20 protein-coding genes are annotated in these 18,094 nt (G+C 61.7%); all 20 read left to right on the forward strand.

What is annotated here, in order from left to right:
- The first annotated feature begins 7 nt into the window (after positions 1-7).
- The 20 genes from H096_RS18765 (at position 8) to H096_RS18865 (ending at position 17,956) form a co-directional block, all read left to right on the forward strand.
- Positions 8-1,384, forward strand: a complete 1,377-nt coding sequence (locus tag H096_RS18765) for a sigma-54 dependent transcriptional regulator (RefSeq protein ID WP_033900750.1) — start codon at positions 8-10, stop codon at positions 1,382-1,384.
- A gap of 132 nt (positions 1,385-1,516) precedes the next feature.
- Positions 1,517-1,846: a flagellar hook-basal body complex protein FliE gene (gene fliE, locus H096_RS18770; protein ID WP_015885194.1), complete on the forward strand. Its 330-nt coding sequence runs from the start codon at positions 1,517-1,519 to the stop codon at positions 1,844-1,846.
- Positions 1,847-1,862: 16 nt separating this feature from the next.
- Positions 1,863-3,641 (forward strand): flagellar basal-body MS-ring/collar protein FliF, encoded by a 1,779-nt coding sequence (gene fliF, locus H096_RS18775; protein ID WP_033900752.1) that lies wholly within the window; start codon positions 1,863-1,865, stop codon positions 3,639-3,641.
- Complete coding sequence (gene fliG / locus H096_RS18780; RefSeq protein WP_010563975.1) at positions 3,634-4,653, forward strand: flagellar motor switch protein FliG; 1,020 nt, start codon at positions 3,634-3,636, stop codon at positions 4,651-4,653. The genes fliF and fliG overlap by 8 nt, the downstream gene beginning before the upstream one ends.
- A 10-nt stretch (positions 4,654-4,663) precedes the next feature.
- On the forward strand, positions 4,664-5,428 hold the full coding sequence (gene fliH, locus H096_RS18785) for a flagellar assembly protein FliH (RefSeq protein ID WP_033900754.1): 765 nt from the start codon (positions 4,664-4,666) through the stop codon (positions 5,426-5,428).
- Positions 5,418-6,776, forward strand: a complete 1,359-nt coding sequence (gene fliI, locus H096_RS18790; RefSeq protein WP_010208746.1) for a flagellar protein export ATPase FliI — start codon at positions 5,418-5,420, stop codon at positions 6,774-6,776. The genes fliH and fliI overlap by 11 nt, the downstream gene beginning before the upstream one ends.
- Before the next feature lie 3 nt (positions 6,777-6,779).
- Positions 6,780-7,229, forward strand: a complete 450-nt coding sequence (fliJ, locus tag H096_RS18795) for a flagellar export protein FliJ (protein ID WP_016975640.1) — start codon at positions 6,780-6,782, stop codon at positions 7,227-7,229.
- Positions 7,230-7,294: 65 nt separating this feature from the next.
- Complete coding sequence (locus H096_RS18800) at positions 7,295-7,600, forward strand: STAS domain-containing protein (protein WP_033900756.1); 306 nt, start codon at positions 7,295-7,297, stop codon at positions 7,598-7,600.
- On the forward strand, positions 7,597-9,315 hold the full coding sequence (locus tag H096_RS18805; RefSeq protein ID WP_033900758.1) for a fused response regulator/phosphatase: 1,719 nt from the start codon (positions 7,597-7,599) through the stop codon (positions 9,313-9,315). Before H096_RS18800 ends, H096_RS18805 begins: the two co-directional genes overlap by 4 nt.
- A gap of 30 nt (positions 9,316-9,345) precedes the next feature.
- Positions 9,346-9,693, forward strand: a complete 348-nt coding sequence (locus H096_RS18810) for an Hpt domain-containing protein (RefSeq protein ID WP_033900760.1) — start codon at positions 9,346-9,348, stop codon at positions 9,691-9,693.
- A gap of 755 nt (positions 9,694-10,448) precedes the next feature.
- A complete protein-coding gene (locus tag H096_RS18815; RefSeq protein WP_033900762.1) occupies positions 10,449-11,789 on the forward strand; it encodes a flagellar hook-length control protein FliK in 1,341 nt (446 codons plus the stop codon).
- A 237-nt stretch (positions 11,790-12,026) separates the two neighbouring features.
- Positions 12,027-12,527 carry a flagellar basal body-associated protein FliL gene (gene fliL, locus H096_RS18820; RefSeq protein ID WP_033900763.1) on the forward strand — a complete coding sequence of 167 codons (501 nt, stop codon included), beginning with the start codon at positions 12,027-12,029 and terminating at the stop codon, positions 12,525-12,527.
- Between the two features lie 9 nt (positions 12,528-12,536).
- On the forward strand, positions 12,537-13,505 hold the full coding sequence (gene fliM, locus H096_RS18825) for a flagellar motor switch protein FliM (RefSeq protein WP_027603859.1): 969 nt from the start codon (positions 12,537-12,539) through the stop codon (positions 13,503-13,505).
- A 34-nt stretch (positions 13,506-13,539) separates the two neighbouring features.
- A complete protein-coding gene (fliN, locus tag H096_RS18830) occupies positions 13,540-14,007 on the forward strand; it encodes a flagellar motor switch protein FliN (protein WP_033900765.1) in 468 nt (155 codons plus the stop codon).
- Position 14,008: 1 nt separating this feature from the next.
- Complete coding sequence (gene fliO / locus H096_RS18835; RefSeq protein ID WP_033900767.1) at positions 14,009-14,452, forward strand: flagellar biosynthetic protein FliO; 444 nt, start codon at positions 14,009-14,011, stop codon at positions 14,450-14,452.
- Complete coding sequence (gene fliP / locus H096_RS18840; RefSeq protein ID WP_016976565.1) at positions 14,452-15,195, forward strand: flagellar type III secretion system pore protein FliP; 744 nt, start codon at positions 14,452-14,454, stop codon at positions 15,193-15,195. Before fliO ends, fliP begins: the two co-directional genes overlap by 1 nt.
- Before the next feature lie 4 nt (positions 15,196-15,199).
- Positions 15,200-15,469: a flagellar biosynthesis protein FliQ gene (gene fliQ / locus H096_RS18845; protein ID WP_010208761.1), complete on the forward strand. Its 270-nt coding sequence runs from the start codon at positions 15,200-15,202 to the stop codon at positions 15,467-15,469.
- Between the two features lie 4 nt (positions 15,470-15,473).
- A complete protein-coding gene (fliR, locus tag H096_RS18850) occupies positions 15,474-16,259 on the forward strand; it encodes a flagellar biosynthetic protein FliR (RefSeq protein WP_033900769.1) in 786 nt (261 codons plus the stop codon).
- Positions 16,260-16,262: 3 nt separating this feature from the next.
- A complete protein-coding gene (gene flhB, locus H096_RS18855; protein ID WP_033900771.1) occupies positions 16,263-17,399 on the forward strand; it encodes a flagellar biosynthesis protein FlhB in 1,137 nt (378 codons plus the stop codon).
- A gap of 353 nt (positions 17,400-17,752) precedes the next feature.
- Entirely contained in the window at positions 17,753-17,956 is a 204-nt protein-coding gene (locus H096_RS18865; RefSeq protein WP_033900775.1) for a cold-shock protein, read from the forward strand.
- The last annotated feature ends 138 nt before the right edge of the window (positions 17,957-18,094 follow it).

Here is an 18,094-nt window from a genome sequence, read left to right on the forward strand (position 1 = left end):
AACGGTTATGGCTATCAAGGTTCTGTTGGTGGAAGACGATCGCGCCCTGCGTGAAGCATTGGCTGACACGCTGCTGTTGGCGGGCCATGACTACCGGGCGGTCGGTTCTGCCGAGGACGCCTTGGAGGCGGTGGAGCAGGAGTCCTTCAGCCTGGTGGTCAGTGATGTGAATATGCCGGGCATGGACGGTCATCAATTGCTCGGTCTGCTGCGTGCGCGTCAGCCGCAGTTGCCGGTGCTGCTGATGACCGCCCACGGCGCCGTCGAGCGTGCGGTCGACGCCATGCGCCAGGGCGCGGCGGATTACCTGGTCAAACCCTTTGAACCTAAGGCCCTGATCGAACTGGTCGCGCGGCATGCCTTGGGTGTGATCTCGGCCAACGAAGGCGAAGGCCCGATTGCCTTTGAGCCGGCCAGTGCACAATTGCTGGAGCTGGCGGCGCGCGTGGCGCGCAGCGATTCCACGGTGCTGATTTCCGGCGAGTCCGGCACGGGCAAAGAGGTGCTGGCGCGTTACATCCACCAGCAATCGACCCGCGCCAAGCAGCCGTTTATCGCGATCAACTGCGCGGCGATCCCCGACAACATGCTCGAAGCCACACTGTTCGGTCACGAAAAGGGTTCGTTCACCGGCGCCATCGCAGCCCAGGCAGGCAAGTTCGAACAGGCCGACGGCGGCACCATCCTGCTCGATGAGATTTCGGAAATGCCCCTGGGCCTGCAAGCCAAGTTGCTGCGGGTGCTGCAGGAGCGTGAGGTTGAGCGCGTCGGCGCGCGTAAGCCGATCCAGTTGGATATCCGTGTAGTCGCCACCACCAACCGTGACCTGGCGGGCGAAGTGGCGGCGGGGCGTTTCCGTGAAGACCTGTTCTACCGGCTCTCGGTGTTCCCGCTGGCCTGGCGCCCGTTGCGCGAACGCCCGGCAGACATCATTCCGCTGGCCGAGCGCCTGCTGAACAACCACGTCAAAAAAATGAAGCATGCCCAGGCGCGCCTGTCGGCCGAGGCCCAAGCCTGCCTGATCGCCTATCCATGGCCGGGCAACGTGCGTGAACTGGATAACGCGATCCAGCGCGCGTTGATCCTGCAACAGGGCGGGTTGATCCAGCCCCAGGATTTCTGCCTGGCCATGGGCAGTGGTGTCGCACCGCTGCCGACCCTGGCGCCGGCGCCCGTGGTGGTCGAAACCGAGACCGCTGGCGCCTTGGGCGACGACCTGCGTCGCCGTGAATTCCAGATGATCATCGACACCCTGCGCTCCGAGCGCGGCCGTCGCAAAGAGGCTGCCGAACGTCTGGGTATCAGCCCGCGCACCTTGCGCTACAAGCTGGCGCAGATGCGTGATGCCGGGATGGATGTGGAAGCGTATCTATTCGCCACATAACCGGTAACAAGGTCGACAAGGTTTGTCGCCTTTTCTTACGAGTTGGTACAGAGCTGGCACCCTTGTTGCTACCTCCCCTAGTAATTGCGGCGTAGCGTCAAAAAACATGCGGGTTGTCGGAGAGAGAAGTTCATGAGCCAGGGTATTGAGTTCAATCGGTTGATGTTGGATATGCGCTCCATGCAAATGGATGCCATGGCTCAACCGAAATCCGTCGCGCCAGCGCCGGAATTGGGCCAAAGCAGCTTCGCCGATATGCTCGGCCAGGCCATCAACAAAGTCAGTGACACCCAGCAAGCCTCCAGCCAGTTGGCCAACGCCTTTGAAATCGGCAAAAGCGGCGTGGACCTCACCGATGTGATGGTCGCCTCGCAAAAAGCCAGCGTTTCCTTCCAGGCCCTGACCCAAGTGCGTAACAAGCTGGTTCAGGCCTACCAAGACATCATGCAGATGCCGGTTTAAGGACGAGATTTAAGTCATGGCAGAAGCAGTCGTGGACAACGCACCCGCCAAGGCAGACGGCAAGCCGCCGCTGTTTGGCCTGTCGTTCCTGGAAAACCTCTCCGAAATGACCATGCTGCGTCAGGTGGGCCTGATGGTCGGCCTGGCGGCCAGCGTGGCGATTGGTTTTGCCGTGGTGTTGTGGTCGCAGCAACCTGATTACCGGCCGCTGTACGGCAGCCTGGCGGGCATGGATTCCAAGCAGATCATGGAAACCCTGGCCGCCGCCGACATCGCCTACACCGTGGAGCCCAACTCCGGGGCCCTGCTGGTCAAGGCCGACGACGTGGCCCGTGCGCGCATGAAACTCGCCGCCGCTGGCGTGACCCCGTCCGACAGCAATATCGGTTTCGAGATCCTCGACAAGGACCAGGGCCTGGGGACTTCCCAGTTCATGGAAGCCACCCGCTACCGTCGCGGCCTGGAAGGCGAACTGGCGCGCACCATCTCCAGCCTGAACAACGTCAAGGGTGCCCGCGTGCACCTGGCCATTCCGAAAAGCTCGGTGTTTGTGCGCGACGAGCGCAAGCCAAGTGCTTCGGTCTTGGTTGAGCTGTTTGCCGGCCGCTCTCTGGAGCCTGGCCAGGTCCTGGCGATCGTCAACCTGGTCGCCACCAGCGTGCCCGAGCTGAGCAAATCGCAGATCACCGTGGTGGACCAGAAGGGCAACCTGCTGTCCGATCAGGGCGAAAACTCCGCGCTGACTCAAGCCGGCAAGCAGTTTGACTACAGCCGCCGCGTCGAAAGCATGCTCACCCAGCGGGTGCACAACATCCTGCAACCGGTGTTGGGCAACGACCGCTACAAGGCTGAAGTGTCCGCCGATGTGGACTTCAGCGCGGTCGAGTCGACCTCCGAGCAATTCAACCCGGACCAGCCTGCTTTGCGCAGCGAGCAGTCCACCAGCGAACAACGCACCGCCGCCAATGGCCCGCCGCAAGGTGTGCCGGGTGCCCTGAGCAACCAGCCGCCAGCCCCGGCTTCGGCCCCGCAAACCACCGGTGGCACCGCTGCCAGCGCTGGCGCGATCCAGCCAGGCCAGCCATTGTTGGACGCCAACGGTCAGCAGATCATGGACCCGGCCACCGGCCAGCCGATGCTCGCCCCGTACCCGGCGGACAAACGTAACCAGTCCACCAAGAACTTCGAACTCGACCGTTCCATCAGCCACACCAAGCAACAACAGGGCCGCGTCAATCGCCTGTCGGTGTCGGTGGTGGTGGATGACCAGGTCAAGGTCAATGCCGCCGATGGCGCCGTTACCCGTGCCCCCTGGACCGCCGACGAATTGGCGCGCTTCACTCGCCTGGTGCAGGACGCCGTCGGTTTTGACGCCAGCCGGGGTGACAGTGTCAGCGTGATCAACATGCCGTTCTCCGCCGAGCGTGGCGAAGTGATCGCTGAACCGTCGTTCTACTCGCAGCCGTGGTTCTGGGACATCGTCAAGCAAGTGCTGGGTGTGTTGTTCATCCTGGTGCTGGTGTTCGGTGTGCTGCGTCCGGTGCTCAACAACATCACCGGCAACGGCAAGAAACAGCTGGCCCTGGCCGGTGGCGACGTGGAATTGGGTGGCATGGGCGGCCTCGACGGCGAACTGGCCAACGACCGCGTCAGCCTTGGCGGCCCGCAAAGCATCCTGTTGCCAAGCCCGAGCGAGGGTTACGACGCTCAGCTGAACGCAATCAAGAGTCTGGTGGCAGAAGACCCGGGCCGTGTGGCCCAGGTCGTGAAAGAGTGGATCAACGCAGATGAGTGATAATCGAGCCGCTGTTGCCAAGCTCACCAAGGTCGACAAAGCCGCAGTCTTGCTGCTGTCCCTCGGTGAAACCGACGCCGCCCAAGTGCTGCGCCACATGGGCCCCAAAGAGGTTCAGCGCGTCGGCGTGGCCATGGCGCAGATGCGCAATGTGCACCGCGAGCAAGTCGAGCAGGTGATGAGCGAGTTCGTCGAGATCGTCGGCGACCAGACCAGCCTGGGCGTCGGCTCCGACAGCTACATCCGCAAGATGCTCACCTCGGCCCTGGGCGAAGACAAGGCCAACGGCCTGATCGACCGCATCCTGCTCGGTGGCAACACCAGCGGCCTCGACAGCCTGAAATGGATGGAACCGCGTGCCGTGGCCGATGTGATCCGCTACGAGCACCCGCAGATCCAGGCGATCGTTGTGGCCTACCTCGACCCGGACCAGGCCGGTGAAGTGCTTGGCCACTTCGACCATAAGGTGCGCCTGGACATCATCCTGCGCGTGTCGTCGCTGAACACCGTGCAGCCGGCGGCCCTGAAAGAACTCAACACGATTCTGGAGAAGCAGTTCTCCGGCAACTCGAATGCCTCGCGTACCACCCTGGGCGGTATCAAGCGCGCGGCCGACATCATGAACTTCCTCGACAGCTCGGTCGAAGGCCAGTTGATGGACTCGATCCGCGAGATCGACGACACCCTGTCCGGCCAGATCGAAGACCTCATGTTCGTGTTCAACAACCTTTCCGATGTCGACGACCGTGGCATCCAGGCGTTGCTGCGCGAAGTGTCCTCCGATGTGCTGGTGCTGGCCCTCAAGGGATCGGACGAAGGCGTCAAGGAAAAGATCTTCAAGAATATGTCCAAGCGCGCCTCGGAACTGTTGCGCGACGACCTGGAAGCCAAAGGCCCGGTACGCGTCAGCGACGTGGAAACCGCGCAGAAAGAAATCCTCACCATTGCCCGCCGTATGGCCGAAGCCGGAGAAATCGTTCTCGGCGGGAAGGGCGGCGAAGAAATGATCTAAGGCGCCTCTCATGTCGAACAAAGATGAGGCGCCCAGCGATCTGATTCGCGCACGGGACGTCGGTGGGTTCGACATCTGGTCGTTGCCCAGCTTCGATCCGCATGTGCCCGAGCCCGAGCCTGAACCGGTTGAAGAGCCACCGGCGGAAATGGAAGAAGTGCCGCTGGATGAAGTCCAGCCACTGACCCTGGAAGAGTTGGAAGCCATCCGCCAGGAGGCCTACAACGAGGGCTTCGCGGCAGGTGAAAAAGATGGTTTTCGCAGCACCACCCTCAAGGTCCGCCAGGAAGCCGAGGAGGCGCTGAGCGTCAAGTTGGTCAGCCTTGAACGCTTGATGGGCGGGCTGTTCGACCCCATCGCCGAGCAGGACTCGCAGATCGAAAAAGCCATGGTCGAGTTGGTGCAGCACATCGCCCGCCAGGTGATCCAGCGTGAGCTGGTGCTGGACTCCAGCCATATCGAAAGCGTGATGCGCGAAGCCCTCAAGCTGCTGCCCCTGGGCGTCGGCAATGTACGGCTGTACATCAATCCGCAGGATTTCGAACAGGTCAAAGCCCTGCGCGAGCGCCATGAAGAAACCTGGCGCATCGTCGAGGACGCGTCGCTGCAACCCGGTGGTTGCCGCGTCGAGACCGAACACAGCCGCATCGATGCCACGGTGGAAACCCGCATCAGCCAGATCATGGCCAAGCTGTTGGATCAGGCCCATGAGCAGGTGTTGAACCCTGCCGAGCCTGACCTGAGCGTGGACCTGGACGCCCCTGATGCGCCTTGATCGCACCAGTTTCGCCAAGCGCTTGAGCGGTTATGCCGAAGCCGCCGAGTTGCCTGGCCAGCCGATCCTTGAAGGGCGCCTGCTGCGCATGGTCGGCCTGACCCTCGAAGCCGAAGGCCTGCGCGCCGCCATGGGCAGCCGCTGCATGGTGATCAACGACGACAGCTACCACCCGGTGCAGGTCGAAGCCGAAGTGATGGGCTTCTCCGGCAGCAAGATTTTCCTGATGCCCGTGGGCAGCCTGGCGGGCATTGCCCCCGGCGCCCGCGTGGTACCCTTGGCCGACACCGGCCGCCTGCCGATGGGCATGAGCATGCTCGGCCGTGTACTTGACGGCGCCGGTCGCGCGCTGGATGGCAAAGGCGGCATGAAGGCCGAAGACTGGGTGCCGATGGACGGCCCCACCATCAACCCGCTCAACCGTAACCCCATCAGCGTGCCGCTGGACGTGGGCATTCGCAGCATCAACGGATTATTGACGGTCGGCCGTGGCCAGCGTCTGGGCCTGTTTGCCGGTACCGGCGTAGGTAAATCAGTACTGCTGGGCATGATGACGCGCTTTACCGAGGCCGACATCATCGTGGTCGGGCTGATCGGCGAACGGGGCCGCGAGGTAAAGGAATTTATCGAGCACAGCCTCGGTGAAGAGGGCCTCAAGCGCTCGGTCGTCGTTGCGTCCCCGGCGGACGATGCGCCGCTGATGCGCCTGCGCGCCGCCATGTACTGCACGCGCATCGCCGAATATTTCCGCGACAAGGGCAAGAATGTCTTGTTGCTGATGGACTCGCTGACCCGATTCGCCCAGGCCCAGCGGGAGATTGCCCTGGCCATCGGCGAGCCGCCCGCGACCAAGGGCTATCCGCCGTCGGTGTTCGCCAAGCTACCCAAACTGGTGGAGCGTGCCGGTAACGCCGAAGCCGGGGGCGGCTCGATCACCGCGTTCTACACCGTGCTGTCCGAAGGCGATGACCAGCAAGACCCGATTGCCGACTCGGCGCGGGGCGTGCTCGACGGTCACATCGTGCTGTCGCGGCGCTTGGCTGAAGAGGGGCACTACCCGGCCATCGATATCGAAGCGTCCATCAGCCGGGTGATGCCGGCCGTGGTGACGCCGGAACACATGATCCGTGCACAACAGTTCAAGCAGCTGTGGTCGCGCTACCAACAGAGCCGCGACCTGATCAGCGTCGGCGCCTACGTGGCGGGCGGCGATCGCGACACCGACCTGGCCATTGCCCTGCAACCGCAGTTGGTGACCTACCTGCGCCAGGGCCTCAACGACAAGATCAGCATGGGCGAAAGCGAAGCGCACCTGCAGTCGATCTTCGCCCCGGCGCCGGGCGGCTAAGCCATGGCCAACAGCCGCGCCGCGCGCCTGGCTCCGGTGGTGGACATGGCCGAAAAGGCCGAGAAAACCGCCGTGCAGCGCCTGGGTTACTTCCAGGGCCAGGTGCGCTTGGCGGAAAGCAAGCTGGGCGACCTCGAGCGCTTTCGTGGCGAATACCAACAGCAGTGGATCGAGCGGGGCTCCAAAGGCGTCTCGGGCCAATGGCTGATGGGCTACCAGGGCTTTCTCAACCAACTGGAAACGGCCGTCGGCCAGCAGCGCCAAAGCCTGGCCTGGCACCAGAACAACCTCGATAAAGCCCGCGAAAGCTGGCAGGCCGCGTTTGCACGGGTTGAAGGCCTGCGCAAGCTGGTACAGCGTTATATCGACGAAGCGCGGGCACTGGAAGACAAGCGCGAGCAGAAGTTGCTCGACGAGCTGTCTCAGCGCATGCCGCGCAAAGACGTCTATTGAGAGTTGCCCACATGTCCTTCTCCTGCTAAACCTTGTGTCATTGCCAATGACAAGGAAGCAGTCGCATGTCAGTCGAGTCAGAAGTATCCCTGGACGGGACGAAGTTGACGATAGCGGTCAAGGGCCGGTTTGATTTCGGCAGCCATCAGGCATTTCGTGATGCCTACGAGCGTTTCTATAAAGTGCCTGAGTTGTATGTCGTCGACCTGAAAGAGGCCACCTACATGGACAGTTCCGCCCTGGGCATGCTCCTGCTGTTGCGCGACCATGCCGGTGGCGATAATGCTGAAGTTCAGGTGATCAACAGCAACTCCGACGTGCGCAAGATCCTCGCCATCTCCAACTTCGACAAACTGTTCGACATCAGTTGAGCGCCCTGGCCCCGATCATCGAACCGCTGACGATCCTGATCGCCGAAGACAGCGCCGCCGACCTGCTGTTGCTGTCGACCATCATCCGGCGCCAGGGTCATCAGGTGCTCACGGCCACAAACGGCGCTGAGGCAGTCGAAGTGTTTACCCGTGAGCGCCCGCAACTGGTGTTGATGGACGCGCTGATGCCGGTGATGGACGGCTTTGAAGCGGCACGCCGGATCAAGCAGTTGGCAGGTGAAGAGCTGGTGCCGCTGATTTTTCTCACCTCCCTGCGCGAGAGCGAAGCCCTGGCCCAGTGCCTGGATGCCGGCGGCGATGACTTCCTGCCCAAACCTTACAACCAGCTGATTCTCGCGGCGAAGATCAACGCCATGGACCGCCTGCGCCGGTTGCAGGCCACGGTCCTGCAGCAGCGCGACCTGATCGCCAAGCATCACGACTATCTTCTGCACGAGCAGCGGGTAGCCAAGGCGGTGTTCGATAAGGTCGCGCATTCGGGCTGCATCAATGCCGCGCCGAATATCCGTTACCTGCAATCGCCCTATGCGCTGTTTAACGGTGACTTGCTACTGGCCGCCTACACGCCGTCCGGCGACATGCACGTGCTGCTTGGTGACTTCACTGGCCATGGCCTGCCGGCGGCAGTGGGGGCCATGCCCCTGGCTGAAGTGTTCTACGGCATGACGGCCAAGGGCTACGGCCTGGCGCAGACCCTGCGCGAGATGAACGCCAAGCTCAAGCGCATCCTGCCGGTGGACATGTTCTGCTGCGCCACCCTGTTGTGCCTGAGCACGCAGCGGCGAGTCGTGGAGGTGTGGAACGGCGGCATGCCCGAAGGCTACGTGCATGAAATCGCCACCGGCAAACGCACGCCGCTGGAATCGCGGCATTTGCCGTTGGGGGTGCTCTCGGCCGAAGCCTTTGATGATCGTACTGAAGTCTGGCCGATGGCCCTGGGCGACCGGGTATTCCTGTTGTCCGATGGGGTGCTGGATACCGCCGATGCCAACGACCAACTGTTCGGCGCCGAACGTTTGCAGCAGGTGTTTGCCACCAATCGCGAGCCTGATCGTTTGTTTGGAGAGATCGAACAGGCCCTGGCGGCATTTCGCGGTGAAGTGCGCGATGACGTGAGCCTGGTGGAAATCACCTTGCAGCCTGGCCAGCCACTGCGTGCCTCCGGGCCGTTGTATGCGGACAGTGGGCAGTCGTGCCCGCTGGATTGGTCGGTGAGTTTCGAGTTCCGCGCCGAAACCTTGAAACGCTACAACCCGTTGCCGTATCTGCTGCAACTGTTGTTGGAGATCCATGGCCTGCGCGAGCAGAGCGGGGCGTTGTACAGCGTGATGGCCGAGTTGTATTCCAATGCCCTTGAGCATGGGGTGCTGGGGCTGGATTCGCGGCTAAAGCGTGATGCCCTGGGGTTTGCCGAGTATTACCGCCAGCGTAATGACCGCCTGGCGCAACTCGACAGCGGGTATATCCGGGTGCATGTGCAGGTGGTGCCGACTGAGGCGGGCGGGAGGATGACCCTGCGTATCGAAGACAGCGGCCCGGGGTTTGATGTGGACCAGGTGCTGGCGCGGCCGCTGGATATCGACCGTCTGTCTGGCCGGGGCTTGAGCCTGGTCCGTCAGTTGAGCAGCCATGTAGGCTGGTCGGATGGCGGGCGCAGTGTGTGCGTGGAGTTTTGCTGGGGGGCTCTGGCATAATCCGCCGATTCTTGATCAGGGAGCGAGCAAGTGGTTGATCTACATCTGGACCCGCAGGTGCTGTCGGGTTTGCAGGAAGTCATGGAAGGCGAGTATCCGAAGTTGCTGGATACCTTTCTTGATGATTCCCAGAAGCGCGTCGAGGCGTTGCGCAAGGCTAGGGATGATGCGAAGGCGTTGGGGCGGATTGCGCATAGTTTCAAGGGGAGCAGTGGGAACCTTGGGGCGGTGCGGTTGGCGCAGTTGTGTCAGCGGTTGGAGGCTGAGTCTGTTGGGCCTGCGGTTGGGGATCTGGGGGAGTTGGTGGATCAGATTGATCGGGAGTTTGCTTTGGTGAAGCCGTTGTATGAGACGGAGCGGCAGCGGTTTCAGATTTGACGATTTGTTGAGTACATATCCGTTGCTGCGGTAACGGCTGCTTAGGGTTCCATCCTTACGGCGGCTCACTTTTGGAAAGACCCAAAAGTAAGCAAAAGGTCTTCGCTCCAACACTCGGCACCTCGCTTAGGCTCGGTGTGCCCTCACTCCGGCTTTGGAGCGTGGGCCGCCGCGATGGGCCATCCTTGGCCCAGCGCGGCTAACCCGGCGTCCTGCCGGGTTACCCACGCTCCAAAGCCTGCGTTCGGCCAGCGTGTTTAACGGGGCGCCTCAAATCAAGATCAAGAGCGACTCGCTTCGCATCGTGGATACGTTTTTTGTCCTCTGTAGGAGCCGCGTTTGCCTTTGCATCTGCTCTACACCACTCAAGCCGGCTGTCAGGCCGCTGTGCTCTTGCTTTTGATTTTGATCTTAGGCGCCCCGTCAAACACGCTGGCCGGAATTCGGCAGGGATTTGGGGGGTAAACCGGCAGGGATGCCGGTTTAGCCGCCCCGCGCCATGGATGGCGCGGAGCGGCGGCCCCCCAAATCCCTGTCGGATTACGGGCACACCGAGCGTTGGGGCAAGAGCCCTTTGGTTACTTTGGGCTGGGCCGGCATTCCGGCTTTTCCAAAGTGACCCGCCGTAAGGGCGGAACCCATACCAGCCGTTACCCAAAAAACGGATATACACACCAAAACCCAAACCTGGCCCAACTCTTGCTCTACCTCCCAATACTGCATCCCCGACCCCCATGCAGTGGAGACCTTTACCTATGCCAGTCGCCCCGAATTCGCTCCTTCAGGCTGCCCCCGCGGCCAAGCCTCAAGCGCCCGCCGCCAACCCACCGGCAGTGGCTGCGGACCCACGGGACAAGGGCCCTGGCTTCGCTCAAGTGTTCGCCAACCAGGCTTCCAAACCCACGGTCAAGCCCGACGACAACTCGCCCAAGCCCACCGCCGGCAAGTCCTCCGACGCCAGCGTCAAGCCAGCGGCCAGCAGCGACAAACCTGCCGCCAGCACGCCAGCCGTTGCCGATAGCGGCAATACCTTGCCTGCCACCCCACCGGCCAAGACCGACGACAGCGCCAGCAAAGATGATGACGCGCCAACCGACCCGACCCTGGTGCAGCAGCCTCCGGCTGACCCGGTGGTCGACCCGGCCCTGATTGCCACCGTCACTCCGATAGCCGTGCCAGTGCCGGTGGAAACCCCGGCGGCGCCAGTCACCACGGTCAAGGATGACAAGGCCCAGCCGGTAGTCGCAGCACCGGTAGCGGCGACCGAGGAAGCCAAGCCAGTCTTTGACCCGGAAGCCGACCCATTGGACGCCATGCCCGCCGTGCGCCTGGCGATGGAGCAGGGCGGTCACGTCTCGGCCAGCAGTCAGGCCCAGGCCAAAACCGCCCCGGCCCCGACCCAGGATCAGCCCACTGCCGCACAGAACTTTGCCGCCGGCCTGGCCAATATGGTCGACCAGCAAGCCACCAAGGACAGCACTGACACGGGCGGTGACAAGGCCTTCGGCGGGCTGATCGAAGACGGCCTCAAGGACCTGAAGAACGCCAGCAGCGACACCCGTGTCGATGACTTCGCCAACCGCCTGGCTGCATTGACCCAGGCCGCCACGCCAAAAACCGCCAACGCCTTGCCGCCGGTGACCAATGCGCCGTTGGCCATGCACCAGAGCGGCTGGACCGACGAAATCGTCAACCGCGTAATGTACCTGTCCAGCGCCAACCTCAAGTCGGCGGAGATCCAGTTGCAGCCGGCCGAGCTCGGTCGCCTGGATATCAAGGTCAACATGACCGCCGACCAGCAAGCCCAGGTCAACTTCATGAGCGCCCACCCGGTGGTGCGTGAGGCGCTGGAAAGCCAGTCCGGCCGTTTGCGCGAGATGTTCGCCCAACAGGGCATGGGGCAGGTGGATGTGAACGTGTCCGACCAGTCCCGTGGCCAGGAGCAACAACAGCAGCAGGCCCAGACCGGTGGCGTGAGCCGCAGCGGCGGACGTAGTGACAGCGGCGACAGCGGCGCGCACGTTGACGTGGCTGAAGCCGTGGCACCCGTGACCTCTACTGTGATCGGCTCCAGCGCCGTCGACTACTACGCCTGACTCGAGCCCTGCACAGGCCTAAATGTGGGAGCGGCGGTGCGACGACTCGACTTGCTCGCGAATGCGGTGGATCAGTGACAGATGTATCAACTGACATACCCCATTCGCGAGCAAGCCCGCTCCCACATGGGATCTCCAGCGTGACATGTGTCCCTTTCTCCCATACAACTCTGGCATAACACTTGCTCTTGCCTTTCCGTAGATCTATGAATCCCCGAATAGTGACGGATTATTGGCATGGCGAAGAGCGACGACGCAGCAAAAGCACCCGCAGGCAAAGGTAAGCTCAAGCTTATCCTGTTGATAGTCCTGGGCCTGCTCCTGGCCATCGGCGCCTCGGTCGGCGGCACCTGGTACATCATGCACAGCAGTGCCAGCAAGCCGGCACCTGCCGCCGAAACCGCCAGTAACGTCAAGCAACCGGCAATCTTCGAGCCGATGCTTCCGGCCTTTGTCGCCAACTTCAACCAGAACGGCCGCCAACGCTACCTGCAGGTGAGCATCACCTTGCTGGCGCGTAATGCCTCGGACCTGGACGCCCTCAAGGTGCACATGCCGGTGATCCGTAACAACCTGGTGATGCTGTTCTCCAGCCAGAGCTTCGACACACTTGCCACCCCGGTGGGCCAGGAAATGCTGCGCCAGAAGGTCACCGCCAGCGTGCAGGAAGTGGCCCAGAAGGAACTCGGCAAAGTCGTGGTCGAGCAGGCGCTCTTCACTAACTTCGTATTGCAGTAGGATCACGACATGGCCGTGCAAGACCTGCTGTCCCAGGATGAGATCGACGCGCTGCTGCATGGCGTCGACGATGGTCTGGTACAGACCGAAATGGCTGCCGAGCCCGGCAGCGTCAAAAGTTATGACCTCACCAGCCAGGATCGCATCGTCCGTGGACGCATGCCGACCCTGGAGATGATCAACGAACGTTTCGCCCGCTACACCCGCATCAGTATGTTCAACATGTTGCGCCGCTCGGCGGACGTGGCGGTGGGCGGCGTGCAGGTGATGAAGTTCGGTGAATACGTGCACTCGCTGTACGTGCCCACCAGCCTCAACCTGGTCAAGATCAAGCCGCTGCGCGGCACCGCGCTGTTCATCCTGGATGCCAAGCTGGTGTTCAAGCTGGTGGACAACTTCTTTGGCGGCGACGGCCGTCACGCCAAGATCGAAGGTCGTGAGTTCACCCCGACCGAATTGCGGGTGGTGCGCATGGTGCTGGAGCAGGCCTTCATCGACTTGAAGGAAGCCTGGCAGGCGATCATGGAAGTCAATTTCGAGTACATCAACTCGGAAGTGAACCCGGCCATGGCCAACATCGTCGGCCCCAGCGAAGCCATTGTGGTCTCCACCTTCCACATCGAACTCGATGGCGGTGGCGGGGACCTGCACGTGACCATGCCGTACTCGATGATCGAGCCGGTGCGCGAGATGCTCGACGCTGGCTTCCAGTCCGACCTGGACGACCAGGACGAGCGTTGGGTCAAGGCCCTGCGCGAAGACTTGCTGGACGTCGACGTGCCACTGAGCGCCACCGTGGCCCGTCGCCAGTTGCGCCTGCGCGATATTTTGCACATGCAGCCGGGGGACATCATCCCCGTCGAATTGCCGGACGAAATGATCATGCGCGCCAACGGCGTGCCGTCATTCAAGGTCAAGCTCGGTTCCCACAAAGGCAACTTAGCTCTTCAAGTGGTTGAACCGATCAATCGTCGCTGATCAACACTAATTTCTGCTCCGCCGAGGACATGTAATGGCTACCGAACACGAAAACACTTCCGCCGAAGACCAGGCCCTGGCTGACGAATGGGCGGCTGCCCTGGAAGAAACCGGCGATGTCGGCCAGGACGACATCGATGCGCTGTTGGCCGCTGATGCCGCCACCGCGCCGGCCGGCAACCGCCTGCCGATGGAAGAATTCGGCAGCGTGCCGAAGAACAACGACCCGGTGACCCTCGATGGCCCGAACCTGGACGTGATCCTCGACATTCCGGTGTCGATCTCCATGGAAGTCGGCAGCACCGAAATCAACATCCGCAACCTGCTGCAACTCAACCAGGGTTCGGTGATCGAGCTGGACCGCCTGGCCGGCGAGCCGCTGGACGTGCTGGTCAATGGCACCCTGATTGCCCACGGCGAAGTGGTGGTGGTCAACGAGAAGTTCGGCATCCGCCTGACCGACGTGATCAGCCCGAGCGAACGCATCAAGAAGTTGCGCTGAGATGAAGTATTCGATGGCGGGACTGTTTCTGGCGCTGCCATTGAGCGCCCTGGCGGCTGAGCCGGTTGCGCAAGCCACCGCAGCCGCAACGCCGGTGGTGAGCAGCGGCATCGGCGGGCAATTGACCCAGTTGGTGCTGGGCCTGTTGCTGGTGGTGGGTTTGATCTTCGCACTGGCCTGGCTGCTGCGCCGCGTGCAGCGCGTGGGGCCGGGCAATGGCCAGGTAATCGAGATGATCGGTTCCCGCGCCCTCGGCCCGCGTGATCGGCTGGTGCTGGTGCAAGTCGGCGAGGAGCAGATCCTGCTGGGCATCACGCCCGGTCGCATCACCCCGCTGCACGTGCTCAAGACCCCGGTGAGCGTGGATCAGAGCCAGTCCGCCACGCCAGAATTCGCCCAGCGCCTGATGGAGTTGCTGGGCAAGGATCAGAAGGATAAGAAGTAATGCGCGTTTTATTGACGCTCATGCTGTTGTTGGCCGCGCCATTGGCGTTTGGCGCCGATCCGTTGTCGATCCCGGCGATCACGCTGGGGACCAACGCGGCCGGCGCGCAGGAATATTCGGTCAGCCTGCAGATCCTGCTGATCATGACCGCGCTGAGCTTTATCCCGGCGTTTGTCATGCTGATGACCAGCTTCACGCGGATCATCATCGTGTTCTCGATTCTGCGCCAGGCCCTGGGCCTGCAGCAGACGCCGTCGAACCAGATCCTCACCGGCATGGCCTTGTTCCTGACGCTGTTCATCATGGCGCCGGTGTTCGACAAGGTGAACCAGCAAGCGCTACAACCTTACCTGGCGGAGAAAATGACCGCCCAGGACGCGATCGACAAGGCCCAGGGCCCGATCAAGGACTTCATGCTGTCGCAAACCCGCTCCAGCGACCTTGAGCTGTTCATGCGCCTGTCCAAGCGCACCGACATTGCCACCCCGGATCAGGCGCCGCTGACCATCCTGGTGCCGGCATTTGTCACCTCCGAATTGAAAACCGCGTTCCAGATCGGCTTCATGATCTTCATCCCGTTCCTGATCATCGACCTGGTGGTGGCGAGCGTGCTGATGGCCATGGGTATGATGATGCTGTCGCCGCTGATCATCTCGTTGCCGTTCAAGATCATGCTGTTTGTGCTGGTGGACGGCTGGGCACTGATTATCGGCACGTTGGCCGGCAGTTTCGGCGGGGTATAGCGCGATGACGCCAGAAGTAGCTGTCGACCTGTTCCGCGAAGCGCTATGGCTGACCACCGTGATGGTCGCCGTGCTGGTGGTGCCCAGCCTGTTGGTGGGCCTGCTGGTGGCGATGTTCCAGGCCGCGACCCAGATCAACGAACAGACCTTGAGCTTTTTGCCGCGTTTGCTGGTGATGCTGGTCACCCTGATCGTGGCTGGCCCGTGGCTGGTACAGACCTTCATGGAATACATCCTGCAGTTGTACGGCAGTATTCCGCAGTTGATCGGCTGACCGGATGCAGTCGTTGCTGGCATTGACTGACACCCAGATCAGCACCTGGGTGGCGTCCTTCATCCTGCCGCTGTTTCGCGTGACGGCGATGTTGATGGCCATGCCGGTGTTCGGCACCACCCTCGTACCACGTCGCGTGCGCCTGTACTTCGCAGTGGCGATTACCGTGGTGATCGTGCCGGGTTTGCCGCCGATGCCGCCGGTCAATGCCATTGACCTCAGCGCCTTGCTGCTGATTGCCGAACAGATCCTGATCGGCGCACTAATGGGCTTTTCCCTCACGCTGTTTTTCCAGGCCTTCGTGGTGGCCGGCCAGATCATCTCGATCCAGATGGGCATGGGCTTCGCCTCCATGGTCGACCCTACCAACGGTGTGTCGGCGGCGGTGATCGGGCAATTCCTGACCATGCTGGTGACCTTGTTGTTCCTGGCGATGAACGGCCACTTGGTGGCGTTTGAGGTGATGACTGAAAGCTTCACTACTTTGCCGGTGGGCTCGGGGCTGGTGGTCAATCATTTCTGGGAAATCGTCGGGCGCCTGGGCTGGGTCTTCGGCGCGTCGCTGTTGCTGGTGTTGCCGGCGATTACCGCGTTGCTGGTGGTCAACATCGCGTTCGGCGTGATGACCCGTGCGGCGCCGCAGCTGAACATCTTCTCGATTGGTTTCCCGTTGACCCTGGTCTTGGGCATGGGGATTTTCTGGATCGGCCTGACCGACATTCTCAATCAGTATCAACCGCTGGCGACCGACGCTTTGCAGTTCTTACGTGATCTGGCACGGGCGCGCTGAGCCATGGCCGAGAGCGAGAGTGGTCAGGACAAAACAGAAGACCCCACGGAGAAACGCAAAAAGGACTCCCGGGAAAAGGGCGAGATTGCGCGCTCCAAAGAGCTGAACACCGTGGCGACCATGATGGCCGGCGCTGGCGCCTTGCTGATCTACGGCGGTGGCCTGGCGCTGGACTTGATGGAGTTGATGAAACACAACTTCACCTTGCCCCGTGAAGTACTGCTCAACCCCGATGCCATGGGCCAGTACCTGCTGCACTCGGGCAAGATCGCGATCCTGGCGGTGCAGCCGATCCTGATCACTTTGCTGCTGGCCGCGCTGATCGGCCCGGTCGCCCTCGGTGGCTGGCTTTTCGCCGCCGGCAGCCTGGCGCCCAAGTTCAGCCGCATGAACCCGGCTGCAGGGCTCAAGCGCATGTTTTCCGCCAAGGCCTTGGTGGAGCTGCTCAAGGCCCTGGCCAAATTCATCCTGATCCTGTTTGTGGCGTTGATGGTGTTGTCGTCCGACATCGACGACCTGCTGCGCATCGCCCATGAACCGCTGGAGTCGGCGATCATCCACAGCGTGCAGGTGGTGGGCTGGAGCGCGCTGTGGATGGCCGCCGGGCTGATCATCATTGCCGCAGTGGATGCGCCGATTCAGTTGTGGGAGAGCCACAAGAAACTGCTGATGACCAAGCAGGAAGTGCGCGATGAGCACAAGGACCAGGAGGGCCGTCCCGAGGTCAAACAGCGTATTCGCCAGCTGCAACGGGAAATGTCCCAGCGCAAGATGATGGGCGCGGTGCCCGACGCCGACGTGGTCATCACCAACCCGACCCACTACGCCGTGGCCCTCAAATACGACCCGGAGAAGGGCGGCGCGCCGATGCTGTTGGCCAAGGGCAGTGACTTTACGGCGCTGAAGATCCGTGAAATTGCGGTGGCCAACGACATCCTGTTGCTGGAGTCGCCGGAATTGGCGCGGTCGATTTTCTATTCCACCGACCTGGACCAGGAAATCCCGGCCGGGCTTTACCTGGCCGTGGCCCAGGTGCTGGCGTATGTCTATCAGATTCGCCAGTACCGCGCGGGCAAGGGCAAGCGGCCGGATCCGCTCAAGGATCTGCCGATTCCGCCGGATTTGCGCCGCGATTCCTGATTTCTTACTCCCTACCACCCGTCGTGAATGCCTGTCTACCTGTCAACTTTGACAGTAGTCACAGGGCCGTTCTCGCGGTTCTATTGCCTGAAGCACTGCGCGAAAGCTGTAGATGAGATGCAGGGAGAGAGGTTTTGAAGGCGGTCAGAGGCGCTGTCAAATATTACAACCAGCAATCCGGGGTGGGTTTGATTGTCCTGGAAAATGGCGAAGATGACGTGCGAGTGAATTTCATCGGTTCGCGAGGCATTCGGCTAGCCGTGGGCCTACGGGTGGAAGTCCGGAGAGTCCATGGGCCTGACGCGGTCTATGCATCCGACGTTCGCGTTATCCCGTAAGTCAGGAGAACGGCAATGGCAACAGGTACGGTGAAATGGTTTAACGCAGCGAAGGGGTTTGGGTTTATTTCGCCGAACGATGGAAGTGCAGATGTATTTGTCCACCATTCCGCGATAAAAATCGATGGCTTCAGAACCCTCGGAGAAGGCAAGAAAGTCGAATACGGCATCGTTCAAGGTCCAAAAGGCCCACAGGCCGATAACGTCAAACCCTTGTAGTTTCGTCCTCATCGATGCTTTCAAGGCAATGTCTGAGAGCGATCTGACCCTTAGAGCAAAAGTTGGAAGGCTTCTTGCAATACCGCCTCCAGGACGCCTCCAGGCGTCAAAACTTTGCTTCAAAGGACACGAGGAATA

The sequence above is a fragment of the Pseudomonas sp. FH1 genome, from assembly GCF_000510895.2.
Lineage (GTDB): Bacteria > Pseudomonadota > Gammaproteobacteria > Pseudomonadales > Pseudomonadaceae > Aquipseudomonas > Aquipseudomonas azotoformans_A.

Coding starts and splice junctions, on each gene's coding strand:
- H096_RS18765 (WP_033900750.1), top strand. CDS start 8: ATGGCTATCAAGGTTCTGTTGGTGGAAGACGATCGCGCCCTGCGTGAA.
- fliE (WP_015885194.1), top strand. CDS start 1,517: ATGAGCCAGGGTATTGAGTTCAATCGGTTGATGTTGGATATGCGCTCC.
- fliF (WP_033900752.1), top strand. CDS start 1,863: ATGGCAGAAGCAGTCGTGGACAACGCACCCGCCAAGGCAGACGGCAAG.
- fliG (WP_010563975.1), top strand. CDS start 3,634: ATGAGTGATAATCGAGCCGCTGTTGCCAAGCTCACCAAGGTCGACAAA.
- fliH (WP_033900754.1), top strand. CDS start 4,664: ATGTCGAACAAAGATGAGGCGCCCAGCGATCTGATTCGCGCACGGGAC.
- fliI (WP_010208746.1), top strand. CDS start 5,418: ATGCGCCTTGATCGCACCAGTTTCGCCAAGCGCTTGAGCGGTTATGCC.
- fliJ (WP_016975640.1), top strand. CDS start 6,780: ATGGCCAACAGCCGCGCCGCGCGCCTGGCTCCGGTGGTGGACATGGCC.
- H096_RS18800 (WP_033900756.1), top strand. CDS start 7,295: ATGTCAGTCGAGTCAGAAGTATCCCTGGACGGGACGAAGTTGACGATA.
- H096_RS18815 (WP_033900762.1), top strand. CDS start 10,449: ATGCCAGTCGCCCCGAATTCGCTCCTTCAGGCTGCCCCCGCGGCCAAG.
- fliL (WP_033900763.1), top strand. CDS start 12,027: ATGGCGAAGAGCGACGACGCAGCAAAAGCACCCGCAGGCAAAGGTAAG.
- fliM (WP_027603859.1), top strand. CDS start 12,537: ATGGCCGTGCAAGACCTGCTGTCCCAGGATGAGATCGACGCGCTGCTG.
- fliN (WP_033900765.1), top strand. CDS start 13,540: ATGGCTACCGAACACGAAAACACTTCCGCCGAAGACCAGGCCCTGGCT.
- fliO (WP_033900767.1), top strand. CDS start 14,009: ATGAAGTATTCGATGGCGGGACTGTTTCTGGCGCTGCCATTGAGCGCC.
- fliP (WP_016976565.1), top strand. CDS start 14,452: ATGCGCGTTTTATTGACGCTCATGCTGTTGTTGGCCGCGCCATTGGCG.
- fliQ (WP_010208761.1), top strand. CDS start 15,200: ATGACGCCAGAAGTAGCTGTCGACCTGTTCCGCGAAGCGCTATGGCTG.
- fliR (WP_033900769.1), top strand. CDS start 15,474: ATGCAGTCGTTGCTGGCATTGACTGACACCCAGATCAGCACCTGGGTG.
- flhB (WP_033900771.1), top strand. CDS start 16,263: ATGGCCGAGAGCGAGAGTGGTCAGGACAAAACAGAAGACCCCACGGAG.
- H096_RS18865 (WP_033900775.1), top strand. CDS start 17,753: ATGGCAACAGGTACGGTGAAATGGTTTAACGCAGCGAAGGGGTTTGGG.